The sequence below is a fragment of the Massilia sp. Masssp93 genome (assembly GCF_059491295.1).
Map to the genome: position 1 here is coordinate 5,314,100 of NZ_CP168502.1, position 15,168 is coordinate 5,329,267.

The following is a 15,168-nucleotide window of genomic DNA, read 5'->3' on the forward strand; positions in this document are numbered from 1 at the left end:
CGGCCCGCGCGGATCAGCGCTTCGTGACGAGCGGTCCGGGCAACGATTCCAGGTAGGCGGCGATGTCCGCCATGTCGCGGTCGGACAGCGGCTGGGCCATGCCGGCCATGATCGGATTGCTGCGGCCATTCGCGACCTTGGTGCCGCGCTTGTAGGCGGTCAGCGCATGCACCAGGTAGTCGGCGTGCTGGCCGGCCAGCTTGGGATAGCTCGGGTCGATCGGGGTCTTGAAGTCGGCGCCGTGGCAGGACGCGCAATTGTATTTTTTCGCCAGTGCGGCGCCGTTGGCGGCGTCGCCCGAGGCCAGTGCCTGGCCGGACAGGACGAGCATTGCTGCGCCCAGGGTCAGCGCGATGATCGGTTTATTCATGGCGCGCTCCTTACTTGGACGGGGTCTGTTGCGAGTAATACGCGGCGATGTCGGCGATGTCCTGGTCGGACAGGCTGGCCGCGATGCCGTGCATGGACGGGTGATTACGGTCGCCCTTTTTATACGCGTGCAGCGCGGCCTCGATGTACTTGGCCGACTGTCCGCCGATCTTGGGGACGCGATACACCTCGGGGAAGCTGGTCTTGTAGTCGGCGATGCCGTGGCAGCCGATACACATTTCGATCTTGTTGGGTGCTGCCTTGGGATTGCCGACGACGTCGGCCGCGCCGGCCGTGCCGGCCATCGAGGCGCCGGCGGCTAGCACGAGTAAAGCTGTTGAAATTTTCATGGATGACCTATCGTTGGGTTGAATCGATAGGGCGCCTTGCGACCCGTGCGGCGGCAGCAGGTTTTTCAGACCCCCGGTACTGCGACTGCAAAACACTTGGCATTTGTGCTACGAACCGGTCGATTCTATCCGAAGAATATGGTCGAGTCCATTGGGCAGCGCAGCATGGACGACCTTCGCGCCACGCCGTTCTGTCATATACTCGTTGGCATTCCCACACGATCTGCCCAGGCCCATGCACGCATCCCGACGCTTCGAAGGCAGCGACAACTACGTCGCCACCGCCGACCTGAAACTGGCGGTCAACGCCGCCCTCACCCTCGCCAGGCCCCTGCTGATCAAGGGCGAACCCGGTACCGGCAAGACCATGCTGGCCGAGGAAGTGGCGGCCGCACTCGACATGCCGCTGCTGCAGTGGCACATCAAGTCCACGACCAAGGCCCAGCAAGGCCTGTACGAATACGACGCCGTCTCGCGCCTGCGCGATTCGCAGCTGGGGGACGAGCGCGTGCGCGACATCCACAACTACATCGTCAGGGGCGTGCTGTGGCAGGCATTCACGGCGCCCGAGCCGGTCGTGCTGCTGATCGACGAGATCGACAAGGCCGACATCGAATTCCCCAACGACCTGCTGCGTGAACTGGACCGGATGGAGTTCTACGTCTACGAGACGCGCGAGATGGTCGTGGCGAAGCACCGGCCGCTCGTCATCATCACGTCGAACAACGAGAAGGACCTGCCGGACGCCTTCCTGCGCCGCTGCTTCTTCCATTACATCAAATTCCCCGACCGCGACACGATGGCGGACATCGTGAAGGTCCACTATCCGGCGCTGAAGGCCGACCTGCTGGCCGCCGCCCTGCAGAGTTTTTATGAACTGCGCGACGTGCCGGGCCTGAAGAAAAAGCCGTCGACGTCGGAATTCCTCGACTGGCTGAAGCTCCTGCTGGCCGAGGACATCCCGGTCGAGGTCCTGCGCAGCCAGGACGGCAAGGCGATCGTGCCGCCGCTGGCCGGCGCGCTGCTCAAGAACGAGCAGGACGTCGGTTTGTTCGAGCGCCTGGTGGCGATGGCGAGGCACAACCGATGATCCGCGTCGATCCCGTCACCCTCGAATTCAACGGCGTGCGCCTGGAACCGCTCGGGATGCGCCACCTGGACGGCCTGCGCGCGGCAGCCGCCGATGGCGAGCTGTGGAACCTGCGCATCACGTCCGTGCCCGCACCGCACGAGACGGAAACCTATATCCGCACCGCGCTGGAAACGACCAACCGCGTCGCCTTCGCCGTCGTCGACGCATCCAGCGACACCGTGATCGGCACGACCAGCTACCACGACATCATGCCCGCGATCGACCGCGTCGAAATCGGCTACACGTGGTACGCGAAGAGCCGCCAGCGCAGCCACGTCAACACGAGCTGCAAGCTCCTGCTGCTGTCGCACGCATTCGACACCTTGGGTTGCGCCGTCGTCGGCCTGCGCACCGATAATTTCAACTACGCGTCGCAGGCCGCCATCGAGCGGCTCGGTGCGAAGAAGGATGGCGTGATCCGCCACCATGCGCCGCGCCGCGACGGCACCGTGCGCGACACCGTCATGTACAGCATCGTGCGCGGCGAGTGGATCGAAATCAAGTCGCACCTGCATTACCGGCTCACGCGCAACGCGCAGTAACAGGAGCGCGGCATGCTGATCGACTTCTTCTTCACCCTGCGCGACGCCAAGGTCCCCGTCTCGATCAAGGAATTCCTCACGCTGCTGGAAGCGCTGCAGAAGCAGGTGATCGCGCCGTCGCTCGACGAGTTTTATTATCTCGCGCGCCTGACCCTGGTGAAGGACGAAGCCCATTTCGACAAGTTCGACCGCGCGTTCGGCGCCTTCTTCAAGGGCATCGAGACGGTGTTCGATGGCGGCGGCACTGCCGGCGCGGCCGACATCCCGCTGGATTGGCTGCTCAAGCGTCTCGAACGCGAACTGACGCCGGAACAGAAGGCGCAGCTGCAAAAGCTCGGCTACGACAAGCTGATGGAACGCCTGCAGGAACTGCTGAAGGAACAGAAGGAACGCCACGAGGGCGGCAACAAGTGGATCGGCACGGGCGGCACCTCCCCGTTCGGCAACGGCGGCACGAACCCGGAAGGCATCCGCATCGGCGGCAAAGGGGGAAACCGGTCCGCCGTGAAGGTATGGGACCAGCGCACCTACCGCGACTACGACGGCGAACGCGAGCTGGGCATCCGCAACATCAAGGTCGCGCTGCGCCGCCTGCGCCGCTTCGCGCGCCAGGGCGCGGCCGACGAACTGGCGCTGGACGAGACGATCCGCTCCACCGCCAACAACGCCGGCTGGCTCGACATCAGGATGCAGCCGGAACGGCGCAACCGCATCAAGGTGCTGATGCTGCTGGACGTGGGCGGCACGATGGACGACCACATCGAGCGCACCGAAGAATTGTTTTCGGCGGCAAAGGCCGAGTTCAAGCACATGGAGTTCTACTATTTCCACAACTGCGTCTACGACCACCTGTGGAAGAACAACCGGCGCCGCCACGCGGAGCGTTTCCCGACCTGGGACGTGCTGCGCACCTACCCGCCCGACACGCGCCTGATCTTCGTCGGCGACGCCACGATGAGCCCCTACGAGATCCTGGCGCCGGGCGGATCGAGCGAATACGCCAACGACGAAGCGGGCGCCGAATGGCTGGCGCGGTTCTGCCACGCGTTTCCGAAGTTCGCCTGGCTGAATCCGGAGCCGGAGCACCTGTGGCAGTACCGGCAGTCGATCGACATCATCCGCAGGATCATGGGCAACCGCATGTTCCCGGTGACGATGGACGGTCTCGAACGGGCGATGCGGCTCCTCAGCAAGTAACCGATGCTTGCGCCGTGCCCGCATTCGCGCGGGCACCGGGTGCCCGCCCTACGATGTTCGCATTGCCGTAGGGTGGGCACCACGTGCCCACGCGTGACGTTTGCACCCGTGCCGGCACGCATGACGCGTGCGCCGCGCCCGCCGTACGCAATCGTGCGGACATATCCATCTTGTAGAATCGGCCGCACGTCATAACATTTTGGCAAAGGAGCCGCCATGCCTGAATTCCTGGCGATCCTGACCAGTCTCGCCTGGCCGTTCGCGATCACGGTGGCGTGGCTCGTCGGCGAATTCGGGCAGCGCTGGACAGGCCTGCCGCGCATCAGTTTTTATGGACTCGTCGGTTTCGTGCTGGCCGCGCCCCAGCTGGGGGTGCTGCCACGGCCGGAAACCGGCACGGCGCTGCTGCTGGCCGACGTCGGGTTCGGGCTGATTTTGTTCGAGCTGGGCTACCGCATCAACCTGCACTGGCTGCGCACGAATCCGTGGATCGGCGTCACCGGCGTCGTTGAGGCGGCCCTCACCTTCGTCGGCGTGTATCTCGTCGCGAACGCGTTCGGCGCGCCGCTGTTCGACCGGCTGATGCTCGCGTCGCTGTCGATGGCGACGTCGCCCGCGACCGTCGTCCGCGTGATCAACGAACAGAAAAGCTCCGGCCAGGTGACGGAACGGGCGCTGCACCTGTGCGCGCTGAACTGCGTGCTGGCCGTGTTCGCGTTCAACGCCGCCGTCGGGCTGTGGATCTTCCGCACGTCCGAGGACGTCGGCGACGCGCTGTGGAACAGCCTCGTCGTGCTGGGCGTGTCGGCCTTCACGGGCGCCGTGTTCGGGCTCGTCGTGCCGGGCGTGCTGCGCCTGCTCGGCAAGCTGGCGCAGGACGCCACCGTCGCCTTCGCGCTGGCCGTGATCCTGCTCGTGGCGATCACGCATGCGCTGGGGCTGTCGCCCGTCGTCGCCGCGCTCGCGTTCGGGCTGACGGCGCGCCACCGCCGCGTCGCGTTCAGCCAGGCGCAGCGCAACTTCGGCGCGCTGGGCGAGCTGCTCACCGTCGTGCTGTTCGTGTTCGCGGCGTCCACGCTCGACTGGCGCCGCGTGTGGGCCGGCGCGCTGCTGGCCGCGGCGCTCGTGCTCGTGCGCCTGCTGGCAAAGACGGCCGGCGTGACCGCGTTCGCGCACCTCTCCGGCATCTCCTGGCGCAAGGGCGCGCTGACCGGCGTGGCGCTGACGCCGCTGTCCGTGTTCGTGGTCCTCCTGATCGAGCATGCGCGCCAGGCGGGCGTCGCGGTGGTCGAAGAATTGCGCGCCGTGGCGGCGGTCACCATGCTGCTCGAAGTGTTCGGACCCATCATCCTGCAGCGCGCCCTCGTGTGGGCGCGCGAAGCGCCGGAGCGCAACCATGCCTCTTGAAGCCTTCGCCACATCGAAGCCGCTGACGTTCGGGGTCGAGCTGGAACTGCAGCTCGTCAGCCTGTCCGACTTCGACCTCACGCCGGCCAGCCCCGACCTGATGCACCTCCTGAAGCGCAAGCCGTTCCCCGGCAACGTCACGCCCGAGATCACGGAGAGCATGATCGAGATAAATTCGAGCGTGCAGACCGGCTACGGCGCGCTGCTGGCCGAACTGCTCGACATCCGCGACACGCTGGTCGCCGCCGGCGACGTGCTGAACATCGGCATCGCCGGCGGCGGCACGCATCCGTTCCAGCACTGGTCGGAGCAGCGCATCTCGGCCAAGCCGCGCTACCAGGAATTGTCGGCGCTGTACGGCTACCTGGCCAAACAGTTCACCGTGTTCGGCCAGCACGTGCACATCGGCTGCGCCAGCGGCGACGATGCGCTCTTTCTGCTGCACGCGCTGTCGCGCTATATCCCCCACTTCATCGCGTTGTCCGCCTCGTCCCCGTTCGTGCAGGGCCACGACAGCGGCTTCGATTCCGCGCGCCTGAATTCCGTGTCCGCGTTCCCGCTCAGCGGCCGCGCGCCGTTCACGCTCAGCTGGGACGATTTCGCCAACGTCTACTTCGCCAAGATGGCGCGCACGCGCATCATCAAGAGCATGAAGGATTTTTACTGGGACCTGCGGCCCAAGCCGGAATACGGCACGATCGAGCTGCGCGTGTGCGACACGCCCCTCACCGTCGAACGGGCCGCGGCACTGGCCGCCTATCTGCAGGCACTGTGCCGCCACCTGCTGGAGCGGAACGACGCCGCGCCGCTGGAAGACGACTACCTCGTCTACAACTACAACCGCTTCCAGGCCAGCCGCTTCGGCCTCGACGGCGTGATCACCCATCCGAAGAGCTACGAACAGGTCCCGCTGCGCGACGACATCCTCGCCACGCTCATCCTGATCGAACCGCATGCGCAGGCGCTGGGCAGCCTGGACGCGCTGCCGCACCTGGCCGCGGCGGTGCGCGACGGCGGCGACGCGAGTTACCTGCGCGGGCAGTACGAACGCCAGGGCAGCGCGGAAGGCATGGTCGACGCCGCGATCCGGCGCTTTCGCGGGCGCTGAAAAAATCTTATCCTGCATGTCGATCCGGCGGCGGCCCGTTCGTCGTAGGATCAGAGGGACGTCCTCTGCCACTCACACCAGGGAAACCGATCATGTCCACGAATACCGTCGAGCTGCACCGCGTTCTCAAATCCACCGCCGACCGCGTCTACCGTGCCTTCCTCACGCCCGCCGCCGTCGCCAAATGGCTGCCGCCGCACGGCTTTACCTGCACCGTGCACGAGCAGGACAGCCGCGTCGGCGGACGCTACAAGATGTCGTTCACGAATTTCACGACGGGCGCCAGCCATTCGTTCGGCGGCGAATACCTGGAACTGGAGCCGGGCGCGCGCCTGCGCTACACGGACGAATTCGACGATCCCAACCTGCCCGGCAAAATGCAGACGACCATTCTGCTCCGCGAGGTGTTCTGCGGCGTCGAAGTGAAGGTCAAGCAGGAAGGCATTCCCGCCGCGATTCCCGTGGAGCTCTGCTATCTCGGCTGGCAGGAATCGCTCCAGCTCCTCGCGCAACTCGTCGAACCCGAGATCAAGGACTGATCAGCCGTGCACGGCGCGCGCGTCGGCCGGCGCCTGGGCGCGGTCGTGCATGCCGTAGTCGCGCACGACGGCGGCCAGGCGCAGGCGATAGTCGCGGAAGATGCCGGCGCGGCCCGCCGTCTGCGCCGCCCGGTGCCCGGGCAGCGTGCGCCAGCGCTCGACCGCCTCCTCGTCGCGCCAGAACGACAGCGACAGGATGCGTTCCGGCCGCGCCAGCGAAGCAAAACGTTCGATCGAGATGAAGCCGTCGATCGCTTCCAGTTCGGGACGCAGCGCGACGGCCGCGTCGAGGTAGTCCTGGCGCCGGGCGGGGTCCGGCTCGACCTCGAAGATCACGGCGATCATGGCAACGCTCCCGCGACCGGCCCGGCGACGTTGTCGAGGAACGTGCGTTCCTCGCGCAGGATGAAGCGCTGTTCGTGCGCGAATGCGAAGTTGGCGCGTGCCTCGCCATCTTCCTTCAGGCGCAGCCGGTAGGCTTCGTAGGCGGCCAGGCTGTCGAAGCCGACGAGGCCCCACGCCTCGTAGTTCGTGCCCTCGTGCGGCAGGAAGTAGCCGAGCAGGCGGCCGCCCAGCCGGGGAATGATGCGGCCCCAGTTCTCGGCATAGCGGCGGAAGGCGTCGCGCTGGACGGGATCGATCTCGTAGCGGATGAAACAGGTGATGGGCATGGTGGCGCTCCTCGTTTGTGTGAAACACCACTGTAGCCGCTGGCCCTTGCCTGACGCTTCGGCTAAGATCGAAGCATGAGGGACGGACCCAACATCGCGAATATCGCCGCACTGATCGGCGACCATGCGCGCGCCGAAGTGCTCAACGTGCTGATGAGCGGCATGGCGCTGACCGCAACGGAACTGGCCGACGCCGCCGGCGTCACGCGCCAGACGATCAGCACGCACCTGGCCAAGCTGCGCGACGCCGGCCTGCTGACCGTCGAGGCGCAGGGGCGGCACCGCTATTTCCGCATCGCCGACGCCGACGTCGCCCACCTGCTCGAATCCATGATGGGCATCGCGTTCGGCACGGGCGCGGTGCGCGTGCGCTCCGGCCCGCGCGAGCCGGCGCTGCGCAAGGCGCGCGTCTGCTACGACCATCTCGCGGGCGAACTCGGGGTGCTCGTCTACGCGGGCCTGGCACGGCGCGGCGCGTTCGCGCTGGATGCCGGCGACGTGACGCTCACGGACGCCGGCCGCGCCCTCGTCGCGCAACTCGGCATCGATCCGTTGCCCTCCGCGTCGCGCCGGCCGCTGTGCCGTCATTGCCTGGACTGGAGCGAGCGCCGCCATCACCTGGCCGGCGCCCTCGGGACGGCGCTGCTGGACCGCTTCCAGCAACTGGGCTGGGCGCGCCGCGTGCCGGATTCGCGCGTGCTCGCGTTCAGCGCGGACGGCGAGGCGGCGCTCAAGGCCTGGCTGGGCTGACACCGTGACGCGGACGAAGGCAAGCGGAATCCGTCGCCTATTGACGGACCAGCGCCATGAAACCCGCCGCCACCAGGACCATGCCGCCGGCCGAGCCGTCGATCAGCCGGCGCCGTGTGTCGCTGAGCCGGCCCCGCCCTACCCGGCCCAGGGCAAAACACAGCGCGTAGTACACGACCGCGCACCAGAACAGGAAGGCCACCGACAGGACGATCGCCTGCAGCGTCGCATTGCCGCCCTGCCGGTCCATGAACTGGGGCAGGATGGCGATATAGACCATCATTCCTTTCGGGTTGAGCAGCGAGGTCAGGAATCCCTTGTAGAGCTGGTTGCTGACGTGTCCGTGGGGAACGACGAGATCGCCGGGGCGCAGCGCTGCCCGGATCAGTTTACAGGCCAGGTAGACCAGGTACGTGATGCCGGCCCACCGGATCGCCTCGAACAGGATCGGTGACGCCGCGACCACGGCGGCGAGGCCGAGCGCCACCAGAAGGGAATGGACGCAATATCCGGACAACACACCGGTCGTGGCGCGGAGCCCGGCCGGCGTCCCGCCCGAAACCGCCTGGGAAGCGATGAACAGCATGTCCGGGCCGGGTGTACAGACCAACGGCAGCACGGTTGCGGAAAACAGCAGGAGCGTATGGGTATTCATGCCCAAAGATTACTGCGTCGTGAAGAAAATGTGCTCCCTAACCATTGCCAAAAAGTTGATGGATCAGGCAATATCTTCCGAATGGATGACTATGACCGAAAGATTCTTGCGCAACTCCAGCAGGACGGGCGACTTTCCCTCACCGACCTGGGCGAACGCATCGGGTTGAGCCTGTCGCCCTGCCACCGGCGCGTACGGGCCCTGGAAGAGGCGGGGGTGATTTCCGACTACCGGGCGACCATCGATCCGGCGGCCGTGGGACTCAATTTCTCGGCCATCGTGTTCGTCACGCTGCGCGCGACCGACAGGGACAGCGTGCGCACGTTCGAGGAATCCGTCCCGGGCGTGCCTGAAATCATCCAGGCGCAGCGCCTGTTCGGCGATCCGGACTACATCCTGAACGTGATCACGACGGACCTGGCGGCATTCCAGAAGCTGTACGACGACAGCCTGTCGACGTTGCCGAACGTATTGCGGCTGACCTCGACCCTCGTGATGAAAAACATCGTCCAGGGCCGGCCGTTGCCGCTGTGATTACAGCCGCGTCTCGCGCGCCGCGCGCAGGAACTCGTCCAGCACGGGCGTGCAGTCGAGCAGGTCGCCGCCGGTGGCGCGGTGGAATTCCGGGTGCCACTGCAGGCCCATCACGAACGGGGCGCGCTGGTAGCGGATCGCCTCGACGACGCCGTCCGGCTCCGACATCGCTTCCACGTGGATGTCGCGCCCCAGGTCCTTGACGGCCTGGTGGTGGATCGAATTCACGACGGCGTGCTCGTGCCTGGGAAACATCTTGCGCAGCGACGATCCCTGCGGGAACACGATCGCGTGGCGGTGGGCGTCGTAGACGTCGTGTACGTGCGGCTGGGCGCCGGGGACGTTCGTCGCGACGTCCTGGTACAAGGTGCCGCCGAACGCGACGTTGATCAGCTGGCAGCCGCGGCAGATGCCCAGCACGGGCTTGCCGGCGTCGACGAATTCGTGCAGCAGTTCCAGTTCGTAGACGTCGCGCGCGCGGTCGCCGCTCCACTCGGGCCGGGTCGGCGTTTCGGAATACGTCATCGGCGACACGTCCGCCCCGCCCTGCAGCACGAGGCCGTCCAGGTGGCGCGCGTAATGACGCATCGTGATGTTGCTGGGGTGGAGCAGCCCGTTCGTGTTCACGGTCGGCACCATGAACACAAGCACGTCGCGCGACATCACCCATTGCGCGATCGATTCCTCGAGATATTGCAGGTTCTTGCTGCGCAGGCCCGTCGCGCCCGCTTCCGGATGGAAGATGCGGGCAGAGACGCCGATGCGCAGCGTGCGCCGCATGAAGTCGCGATTGAATTTATCGGCCAGCGCGCGCCAGCGCGAGCGCAGCACGCGGCCGGCCAGGTTCAGCGCCGTGTCGTCCGTGCGCAGGTAGCGCGACCCGCCGCCCGCGGCGCGCCGGTCGGGCACGCGCGGCGGTCCCGACGGGCCGTCCTCCGGCGCGTCGGATGCGGTCGCGGGTTCGCCAGGTTTGTTAGCGTGCTTGTCATTGTCCAAAGCCATGATCTCAATATATCCTTGCGACGGTCGCGCACGATTCGGATTTAGAAAAAATGTCGTTTTGTTACGAAATCTCGCCCCGCCGCCCCATATGAACAGGATGCCGGGATGCAGCCGTCTTGGCAATCCGTGCAATGAGCACTTGCAAACTTGCGCTTAACAGGCAAAAATACTGTATTTCCATACAGTTGTCTTGCCCGCACCCCGTATTCCGCCCCTCGGTACAAAGCGCATCCTGGGGCGTGAAGTCGCTTATTTTCCGCCCGACAAGATAGAATGCGCAGCATTCGAATGATTGAAGATCAAGCATGGCCACCAAGAAACCCGCACCCGATTACAGCGAATCATCCATCCGCGTCCTGAAAGGACTGGAGCCCGTCAAGCAGCGTCCGGGCATGTACACGCGCACCGAGAATCCGCTGCACATCATCCAGGAAGTGATCGACAACGCCTCGGACGAGGCGCTCGGCGGCTACTGCAAGAACATCGATGTGACGATGAATGCGGACGGCTCGATCACCGTCGAGGACGACGGCCGCGGCATTCCCGTCGGCCTGCATCCGGAAGAAGGCGTGTCCACGGTCGAGATCGTGTTCACCCGCCTCCACGCCGGCGGCAAGTTCGACAAGGGCTCGGGCGGCGCGTACGCGTTCTCGGGCGGCCTGCACGGCGTGGGCGTGTCCGTCACCAACGCGCTGTCCAGGCGCCTCGAGATCACCGTCTGGCGCCGCGACGACCAGGGCAACGGCCAGCACCGCCTGGTGTTCGCCGACGGCGACGTGATCGAGCCGCTGACCTCCAGCCCCGCGGACCGCGGCGGCAAGAAGAACGGCACGCGCGTCACCGCCTGGCCGGACGGCAAATACTTCGATTCGCCGAACATCCCGATGAACGACCTGCAGCGCCTGCTGCGCTCGAAGGCCGTGCTGCTGCCGGGCGTGACCGTCACGCTCACCAACGGCAAGACGGGCGACGTCCAGACCTGGCGCTACGACGAAGGCCTGCGCGGCTACCTGACCGAAGCGCTGTCGCAGACGGCGGGCGGCGGCCAGACCTTGATCCCGCTGTTCGAAGGCGCGCAATACGCGGCCGCGGGCGATGAAGGCTTTGCCGAAGGCGAAGGCGCGGCGTGGGTCGTCGCGTGGACGGAAGAAGGCGCCGTGGTGCGCGAATCGTACGTCAACCTGATCCCGACGCCGAGCGGCGGCACGCACGAATCCGGCCTGCGCGACGGCCTGTTCGGCGCCGTGAAGGGCTTCGTCGAGATGCACTCGCTGCTGCCGAAAGGCGTCAAGCTGCTGCCGGAAGACGTGTTCGCGCGCGTCTCGTTCGTGCTGTCGGCAAAAGTGCTGGACCCGCAGTTCCAGGGCCAGACGAAGGAACGCCTGAACTCGCGCGACGCGGTGAAACTCGTGTCGACGTTCACCAAGCCGCCGCTCGAACTGTGGCTGAACCAGCACGTCGAATATGGCCGCAAGCTGGCGGAACTCGTCATCAAGCAGGCGCAGTCCCGCCTGCGTTCGCTGCAGAAGGTCGAGAAGAAAAAATCGTCCGGCGTCGCCGTCCTGCCGGGCAAGCTGACCGACTGCGAATCGACGGACATCACCCGCAACGAACTGTTCCTCGTCGAGGGCGACTCGGCGGGCGGCTCCGCCAAGATGGGCCGCGACAAGGAATTCCAGGCCATCCTGCCGCTGCGCGGCAAGGTGCTGAACACGTGGGAGACGGACCGCGACCGCCTGTTCGCGAACAACGAGATCCACGACATCGCCGTGGCGATCGGCGTCGACCCGCACGGCGCGGACGACAGCCCGGACCTGACCGGCCTGCGCTACGGGAAGATCTGCATCCTGTCCGATGCGGACGTGGACGGCTCGCACATCCAGGTCCTGCTCCTGACCCTGTTCTTCAAGCACTTCCCGGCCCTTTTTAAAAACGGCCACGTGTGCGTCGCGCGCCCGCCGCTGTACCGGGTGGACGTGCCGGCACGGGGCAAGAAGCCGATCCAGAAGCTGTATGCGCTGGACGACGGCGAGCTGCTGGCCATCGAGGACAAGCTGAAGAAAGAAGGCCTCAAGGAAGGCGTGTGGAGCATCTCCCGCTTCAAGGGCCTGGGCGAGATGAACGCCGAACAGCTGTGGGAAACCACGATGAACCCGGACACCCGCCGCCTGCTGCCGGTGGCCTTCGGCGACTACGGCCTGGCCGAATCGTCGGCGCGCTTCAATATGCTGATGGGTAAAGGCGAAGCCGCGGCCCGTCGTGCGTGGCTCGAGGAACACGGGAACGAGACGGAAGCGGACATCTGATAACGGACGCGCCGCATGAAATTGGGTCCCTGCCTTCGCAGGGACGACGTATCGAGTGCGTTGGCTTTAAAACCGTCGTTCCCGCGCAGGCGGGAACCCAAGTTTGCATGAACGAACAACACATATGACCCAAGCAAGCCTCTTCGAACAAACCACTCCCCCCAGCGGCGGCGGCGATGACGCCGAGACGCTGACCCTGTCCACCTTCGCGGAGCGCGCGTACCTGGACTATGCCGTCTCGGTCGTGAAAGGCCGCGCGCTGCCGGACGTGTCGGACGGCCAGAAGCCCGTCCAGCGCCGCATCCTGTACTCGATGAACGAACTGGGCCTCGGCCCGACGGCGAAACCGCGCAAGTCCGCGACCGTCGTCGGCGACGTGCTCGGCAAGCTGCACCCGCACGGCGACCAGTCGGTGTACGACGCCCTCGTGCGCATGGCCCAGGACTTTTCGCTGCGCTACCCGCTGATCGACGGCCAGGGCAACTTCGGCTCGCGCGACGGCGACGGCGCCGCGGCGATGCGTTACACGGAAGCGCGCCTGACGCCGGTGTCGCGCCTGCTGCTCGACGAGATCGACATGGGCACCGTCGACTTCCAGCCGAACTACGACGGTTCGAGCGAGGAACCGCGCACCCTGCCCGCGCGCCTGCCGATGCTGCTGCTGAACGGCGCGTCCGGCATCGCGGTCGGCATGGCCACCGAGATCCCGTCGCACAACCTGCGCGAAGTGGCCACCGCCGCCGTCGCGATGATCCGCAATCCCAAGATCACGCACGCCGAGCTGATGACCATGATGCCCGGTCCGGACTATCCGGGCGGCGGGCAGATCATCACGCCGGCGTCCGCCATCGCCGACATGTACGCATCGGGCCGCGGTTCGATGAAGGTGCGCGCGCGCTGGAAGATCGAGGAACTGGCGCGCGGCCAGTGGCAGGCCGTCGTCACCGAGCTGCCGCCGGGCGTCTCGTCGCAGCGCGTGCTGGAAGAGATCGAAGAACTCACGAACCCGAAGATCAAGGTCGGCAAGAAGACCCTGCTGCCCGACCAGTTGACGCTGAAGCAGACGATCCTCGGCGCGCTGGATGCCGTGCGCGACGAATCGGGCCGCGAGGCGCCGGTGCGCCTCGTGTTCGAGCCGAAGTCGAAGAACCAGGACCAGACGGAATTCATGCTGATGCTGCTGGCGCACACGTCGCTGGAAACATCGAGCCCGATCAACCTCGTGATGATCGGCGGCGACGGCCGGCCGCGCCAGAAGGGCCTGTCCGAGATCCTGCAGGAATGGGTCGAGTACCGGTTCGTGACGGTCCGCCGTCGCACCGAATTCAAGCTGGGCAAGGTCAACGACCGCATCCACATCCTGGAAGGCCGCGAGACCGTCCTGCTGAACATCGATGAGGTCATCCACATCATCCGCAATTCGGACGAGCCGAAGGCCGCGTTGATGGAGCGCTTCAAGCTGTCCGAGCGCCAGGCCGAGGACATCCTCGAGATCCGCCTGCGCCAGCTGGCGCGCCTGGAAGCGATCAAGATCCAGCAGGAGCTGGCCGAGCTGCGCGGCGAAAAGGAAAAGCTGGAAGACATCCTCAACAACCCGTCGTCGATGAAGCGCCTGATCATCCGCGAAATCGAATCGGATTCGAAGCAGTACGGCGACGACCGCCGCACGCTGATCGAGGAAGCGCAGAAGGCCGTGGCCGAGCAGAAGATCGTCGACGAGCCGGTGACCGTCATCGTGTCCGAAAAAGGCTGGGTGCGCGCGCGCACGGGCGTCGGCCACGACCCGGCCCAGTTCACGTTCAAGGCCGGCGACTCGCTGTACGGCGCGTTCGAGTGCCGCACCGTCGACACGCTGCTGTGCGTCGGCGACAACGGTAAAGTCTATTCCGTGCCCGTCGCCGCGCTGCCCGGCGCGCGCGGGGACGGCGTGCCCATCACGACGCTCGTCGACCTGTCCGGCGGCGGTCGTATCCTGTACTACTTCGCCGGCAATGGCGACACGCGCCTGCTGCTCGCGTCGTCGACCGGCTTCGGCTTCATCACGAAGGCCGGCGACATGATCACGCGCCTGAAGGGCGGCAAATCGTTCATCACGCTGGACGACGGCGCGGTGCCGCTGCCGCCGCGCGTCGTGCCGGACAATGCGGGCGCCATCGCCTGCCTGTCCGAGAAGGGCCGCGTGCTGGTGTTCGGCATCGACGAGATGAAGGTGCTGACCAACGGCGGCCGCGGCGTGATCCTGATGGCGCTGGACGCGAAGGAAACGCTGCTGGCCGTCCAGCCGATCAGCCAGAAGGGCCTGAACGTGGTCGGCACCTGGGCCGGCGACAAGCCGCGCACCGTGGAGCTGTTCGCGTCCGGCCTGGAGCCGCACTTCGGCAAGCGCGCCAACAAGGGCAAGCCGTTGTCGGCGAAGCTCAAGGCCAGGGACCTGGCCATGCGCACCACCGGCGAAGGTTCCTGATCGTCGCCCCGGCGCAGGCCTTTTGATCGTCGCCCCGGCGCAGGCCTTTTGATCGTCGCCCCGGCGCAGGCCTTTTGATCGTCGCCCCGGCGCAGGCCGGGGCCCAAGTTCGTAACCGATCACGCAAACTTGGGTCCCCGCC

At 66.2% G+C, this 15,168-nt stretch carries 16 protein-coding genes; 10 read left to right on the forward strand and 6 right to left on the reverse strand.

What is annotated here, in order from left to right; translation table 11 throughout:
- Nucleotides 1–13: 13 nt before the first annotated feature.
- Nucleotides 14–370, reverse strand: coding sequence for a c-type cytochrome (locus ACEN9Q_RS21990; RefSeq protein ID WP_495626034.1), 357 nt, complete (start codon nucleotides 368–370; stop codon nucleotides 14–16).
- Between the two features lie 10 nt (nucleotides 371–380).
- Entirely contained in the window at nucleotides 381–719 is a 339-nt protein-coding gene (locus ACEN9Q_RS21995; protein ID WP_056450144.1) for a c-type cytochrome, read from the reverse strand.
- 235 nt (nucleotides 720–954) lie between these two features.
- Between ACEN9Q_RS21995 and ACEN9Q_RS22000 the strand changes: the two genes are divergently transcribed.
- From ACEN9Q_RS22000 to ACEN9Q_RS22025, 6 genes are all read left to right on the forward strand, one after another.
- A complete protein-coding gene (locus tag ACEN9Q_RS22000; RefSeq protein WP_056450142.1) occupies nucleotides 955–1,809 on the forward strand; it encodes an AAA family ATPase in 855 nt (284 codons plus the stop codon).
- On the forward strand, nucleotides 1,806–2,393 hold the full coding sequence (locus tag ACEN9Q_RS22005) for a GNAT family N-acetyltransferase (protein ID WP_495626035.1): 588 nt from the start codon (nucleotides 1,806–1,808) through the stop codon (nucleotides 2,391–2,393). Before ACEN9Q_RS22000 ends, ACEN9Q_RS22005 begins: the two co-directional genes overlap by 4 nt.
- Before the next feature lie 12 nt (nucleotides 2,394–2,405).
- Nucleotides 2,406–3,590 (forward strand): vWA domain-containing protein, encoded by a 1,185-nt coding sequence (locus ACEN9Q_RS22010; RefSeq protein ID WP_495626036.1) that lies wholly within the window; start codon nucleotides 2,406–2,408, stop codon nucleotides 3,588–3,590.
- A 216-nt stretch (nucleotides 3,591–3,806) separates the two neighbouring features.
- On the forward strand, nucleotides 3,807–4,997 hold the full coding sequence (locus ACEN9Q_RS22015; RefSeq protein ID WP_056450136.1) for a cation:proton antiporter: 1,191 nt from the start codon (nucleotides 3,807–3,809) through the stop codon (nucleotides 4,995–4,997).
- A complete protein-coding gene (locus tag ACEN9Q_RS22020; protein ID WP_495626037.1) occupies nucleotides 4,987–6,105 on the forward strand; it encodes a YbdK family carboxylate-amine ligase in 1,119 nt (372 codons plus the stop codon). The genes ACEN9Q_RS22015 and ACEN9Q_RS22020 overlap by 11 nt, the downstream gene beginning before the upstream one ends.
- A gap of 92 nt (nucleotides 6,106–6,197) precedes the next feature.
- A complete protein-coding gene (locus tag ACEN9Q_RS22025) occupies nucleotides 6,198–6,644 on the forward strand; it encodes an SRPBCC family protein (RefSeq protein ID WP_056450132.1) in 447 nt (148 codons plus the stop codon).
- Here ACEN9Q_RS22025 and ACEN9Q_RS22030 read toward each other — a convergent pair whose 3' ends face one another.
- The gene (locus ACEN9Q_RS22030) at nucleotides 6,645–6,989 is read right to left on the reverse strand and encodes an antibiotic biosynthesis monooxygenase family protein (protein WP_495626038.1); all 345 of its coding nucleotides are present in this window, start codon (nucleotides 6,987–6,989) and stop codon (nucleotides 6,645–6,647) included.
- Nucleotides 6,986–7,315 (reverse strand): NIPSNAP family protein, encoded by a 330-nt coding sequence (locus ACEN9Q_RS22035; protein ID WP_056450128.1) that lies wholly within the window; start codon nucleotides 7,313–7,315, stop codon nucleotides 6,986–6,988. Before ACEN9Q_RS22035 ends, ACEN9Q_RS22030 begins: the two co-directional genes overlap by 4 nt.
- A 75-nt stretch (nucleotides 7,316–7,390) precedes the next feature.
- Here ACEN9Q_RS22035 and ACEN9Q_RS22040 point away from each other — a divergent pair, with 75 nt between their 5' ends.
- Nucleotides 7,391–8,065 carry an ArsR/SmtB family transcription factor gene (locus ACEN9Q_RS22040; RefSeq protein WP_056450126.1) on the forward strand — a complete coding sequence of 225 codons (675 nt, stop codon included), beginning with the start codon at nucleotides 7,391–7,393 and terminating at the stop codon, nucleotides 8,063–8,065.
- 37 nt (nucleotides 8,066–8,102) lie between these two features.
- Here ACEN9Q_RS22040 and ACEN9Q_RS22045 read toward each other — a convergent pair whose 3' ends face one another.
- Complete coding sequence (locus ACEN9Q_RS22045; protein ID WP_495626039.1) at nucleotides 8,103–8,720, reverse strand: LysE family translocator; 618 nt, start codon at nucleotides 8,718–8,720, stop codon at nucleotides 8,103–8,105.
- A gap of 81 nt (nucleotides 8,721–8,801) precedes the next feature.
- On the opposite strand from ACEN9Q_RS22045, the gene ACEN9Q_RS22050 reads away from it, so the two are divergent.
- The gene (locus tag ACEN9Q_RS22050) at nucleotides 8,802–9,254 is read left to right on the forward strand and encodes an Lrp/AsnC family transcriptional regulator (protein ID WP_056450121.1); all 453 of its coding nucleotides are present in this window, start codon (nucleotides 8,802–8,804) and stop codon (nucleotides 9,252–9,254) included.
- On the opposite strand, the gene ACEN9Q_RS22055 is transcribed toward ACEN9Q_RS22050, so the two are convergent.
- A complete protein-coding gene (locus ACEN9Q_RS22055) occupies nucleotides 9,255–10,256 on the reverse strand; it encodes a gamma-glutamyl-gamma-aminobutyrate hydrolase family protein (protein WP_495626040.1) in 1,002 nt (333 codons plus the stop codon).
- A gap of 305 nt (nucleotides 10,257–10,561) precedes the next feature.
- On the opposite strand from ACEN9Q_RS22055, the gene ACEN9Q_RS22060 reads away from it, so the two are divergent.
- A complete protein-coding gene (locus ACEN9Q_RS22060; protein ID WP_056450119.1) occupies nucleotides 10,562–12,562 on the forward strand; it encodes a DNA topoisomerase IV subunit B in 2,001 nt (666 codons plus the stop codon).
- Between the two features lie 124 nt (nucleotides 12,563–12,686).
- Complete coding sequence (gene parC / locus ACEN9Q_RS22065) at nucleotides 12,687–15,026, forward strand: DNA topoisomerase IV subunit A (protein ID WP_495626041.1); 2,340 nt, start codon at nucleotides 12,687–12,689, stop codon at nucleotides 15,024–15,026.
- The last annotated feature ends 142 nt before the right edge of the window (nucleotides 15,027–15,168 follow it).

Bases quoted from the DNA above. Each gene is read 5' to 3' on its own strand.
- ACEN9Q_RS21990 (WP_495626034.1), bottom strand. From the start codon at position 370: ATGAATAAACCGATCATCGCGCTGACCCTGGGCGCAGCAATGCTCGTC.
- ACEN9Q_RS21995 (WP_056450144.1), bottom strand. From the start codon at position 719: ATGAAAATTTCAACAGCTTTACTCGTGCTAGCCGCCGGCGCCTCGATG.
- ACEN9Q_RS22000 (WP_056450142.1), top strand. From the start codon at position 955: ATGCACGCATCCCGACGCTTCGAAGGCAGCGACAACTACGTCGCCACC.
- ACEN9Q_RS22005 (WP_495626035.1), top strand. From the start codon at position 1,806: ATGATCCGCGTCGATCCCGTCACCCTCGAATTCAACGGCGTGCGCCTG.
- ACEN9Q_RS22010 (WP_495626036.1), top strand. From the start codon at position 2,406: ATGCTGATCGACTTCTTCTTCACCCTGCGCGACGCCAAGGTCCCCGTC.
- ACEN9Q_RS22015 (WP_056450136.1), top strand. From the start codon at position 3,807: ATGCCTGAATTCCTGGCGATCCTGACCAGTCTCGCCTGGCCGTTCGCG.
- ACEN9Q_RS22020 (WP_495626037.1), top strand. From the start codon at position 4,987: ATGCCTCTTGAAGCCTTCGCCACATCGAAGCCGCTGACGTTCGGGGTC.
- ACEN9Q_RS22025 (WP_056450132.1), top strand. From the start codon at position 6,198: ATGTCCACGAATACCGTCGAGCTGCACCGCGTTCTCAAATCCACCGCC.
- ACEN9Q_RS22030 (WP_495626038.1), bottom strand. From the start codon at position 6,989: ATGATCGCCGTGATCTTCGAGGTCGAGCCGGACCCCGCCCGGCGCCAG.
- ACEN9Q_RS22035 (WP_056450128.1), bottom strand. From the start codon at position 7,315: ATGCCCATCACCTGTTTCATCCGCTACGAGATCGATCCCGTCCAGCGC.
- ACEN9Q_RS22040 (WP_056450126.1), top strand. From the start codon at position 7,391: ATGAGGGACGGACCCAACATCGCGAATATCGCCGCACTGATCGGCGAC.
- ACEN9Q_RS22045 (WP_495626039.1), bottom strand. From the start codon at position 8,720: ATGAATACCCATACGCTCCTGCTGTTTTCCGCAACCGTGCTGCCGTTG.
- ACEN9Q_RS22050 (WP_056450121.1), top strand. From the start codon at position 8,802: ATGGATGACTATGACCGAAAGATTCTTGCGCAACTCCAGCAGGACGGG.
- ACEN9Q_RS22055 (WP_495626040.1), bottom strand. From the start codon at position 10,256: ATGGCTTTGGACAATGACAAGCACGCTAACAAACCTGGCGAACCCGCG.
- ACEN9Q_RS22060 (WP_056450119.1), top strand. From the start codon at position 10,562: ATGGCCACCAAGAAACCCGCACCCGATTACAGCGAATCATCCATCCGC.
- parC (WP_495626041.1), top strand. From the start codon at position 12,687: ATGACCCAAGCAAGCCTCTTCGAACAAACCACTCCCCCCAGCGGCGGC.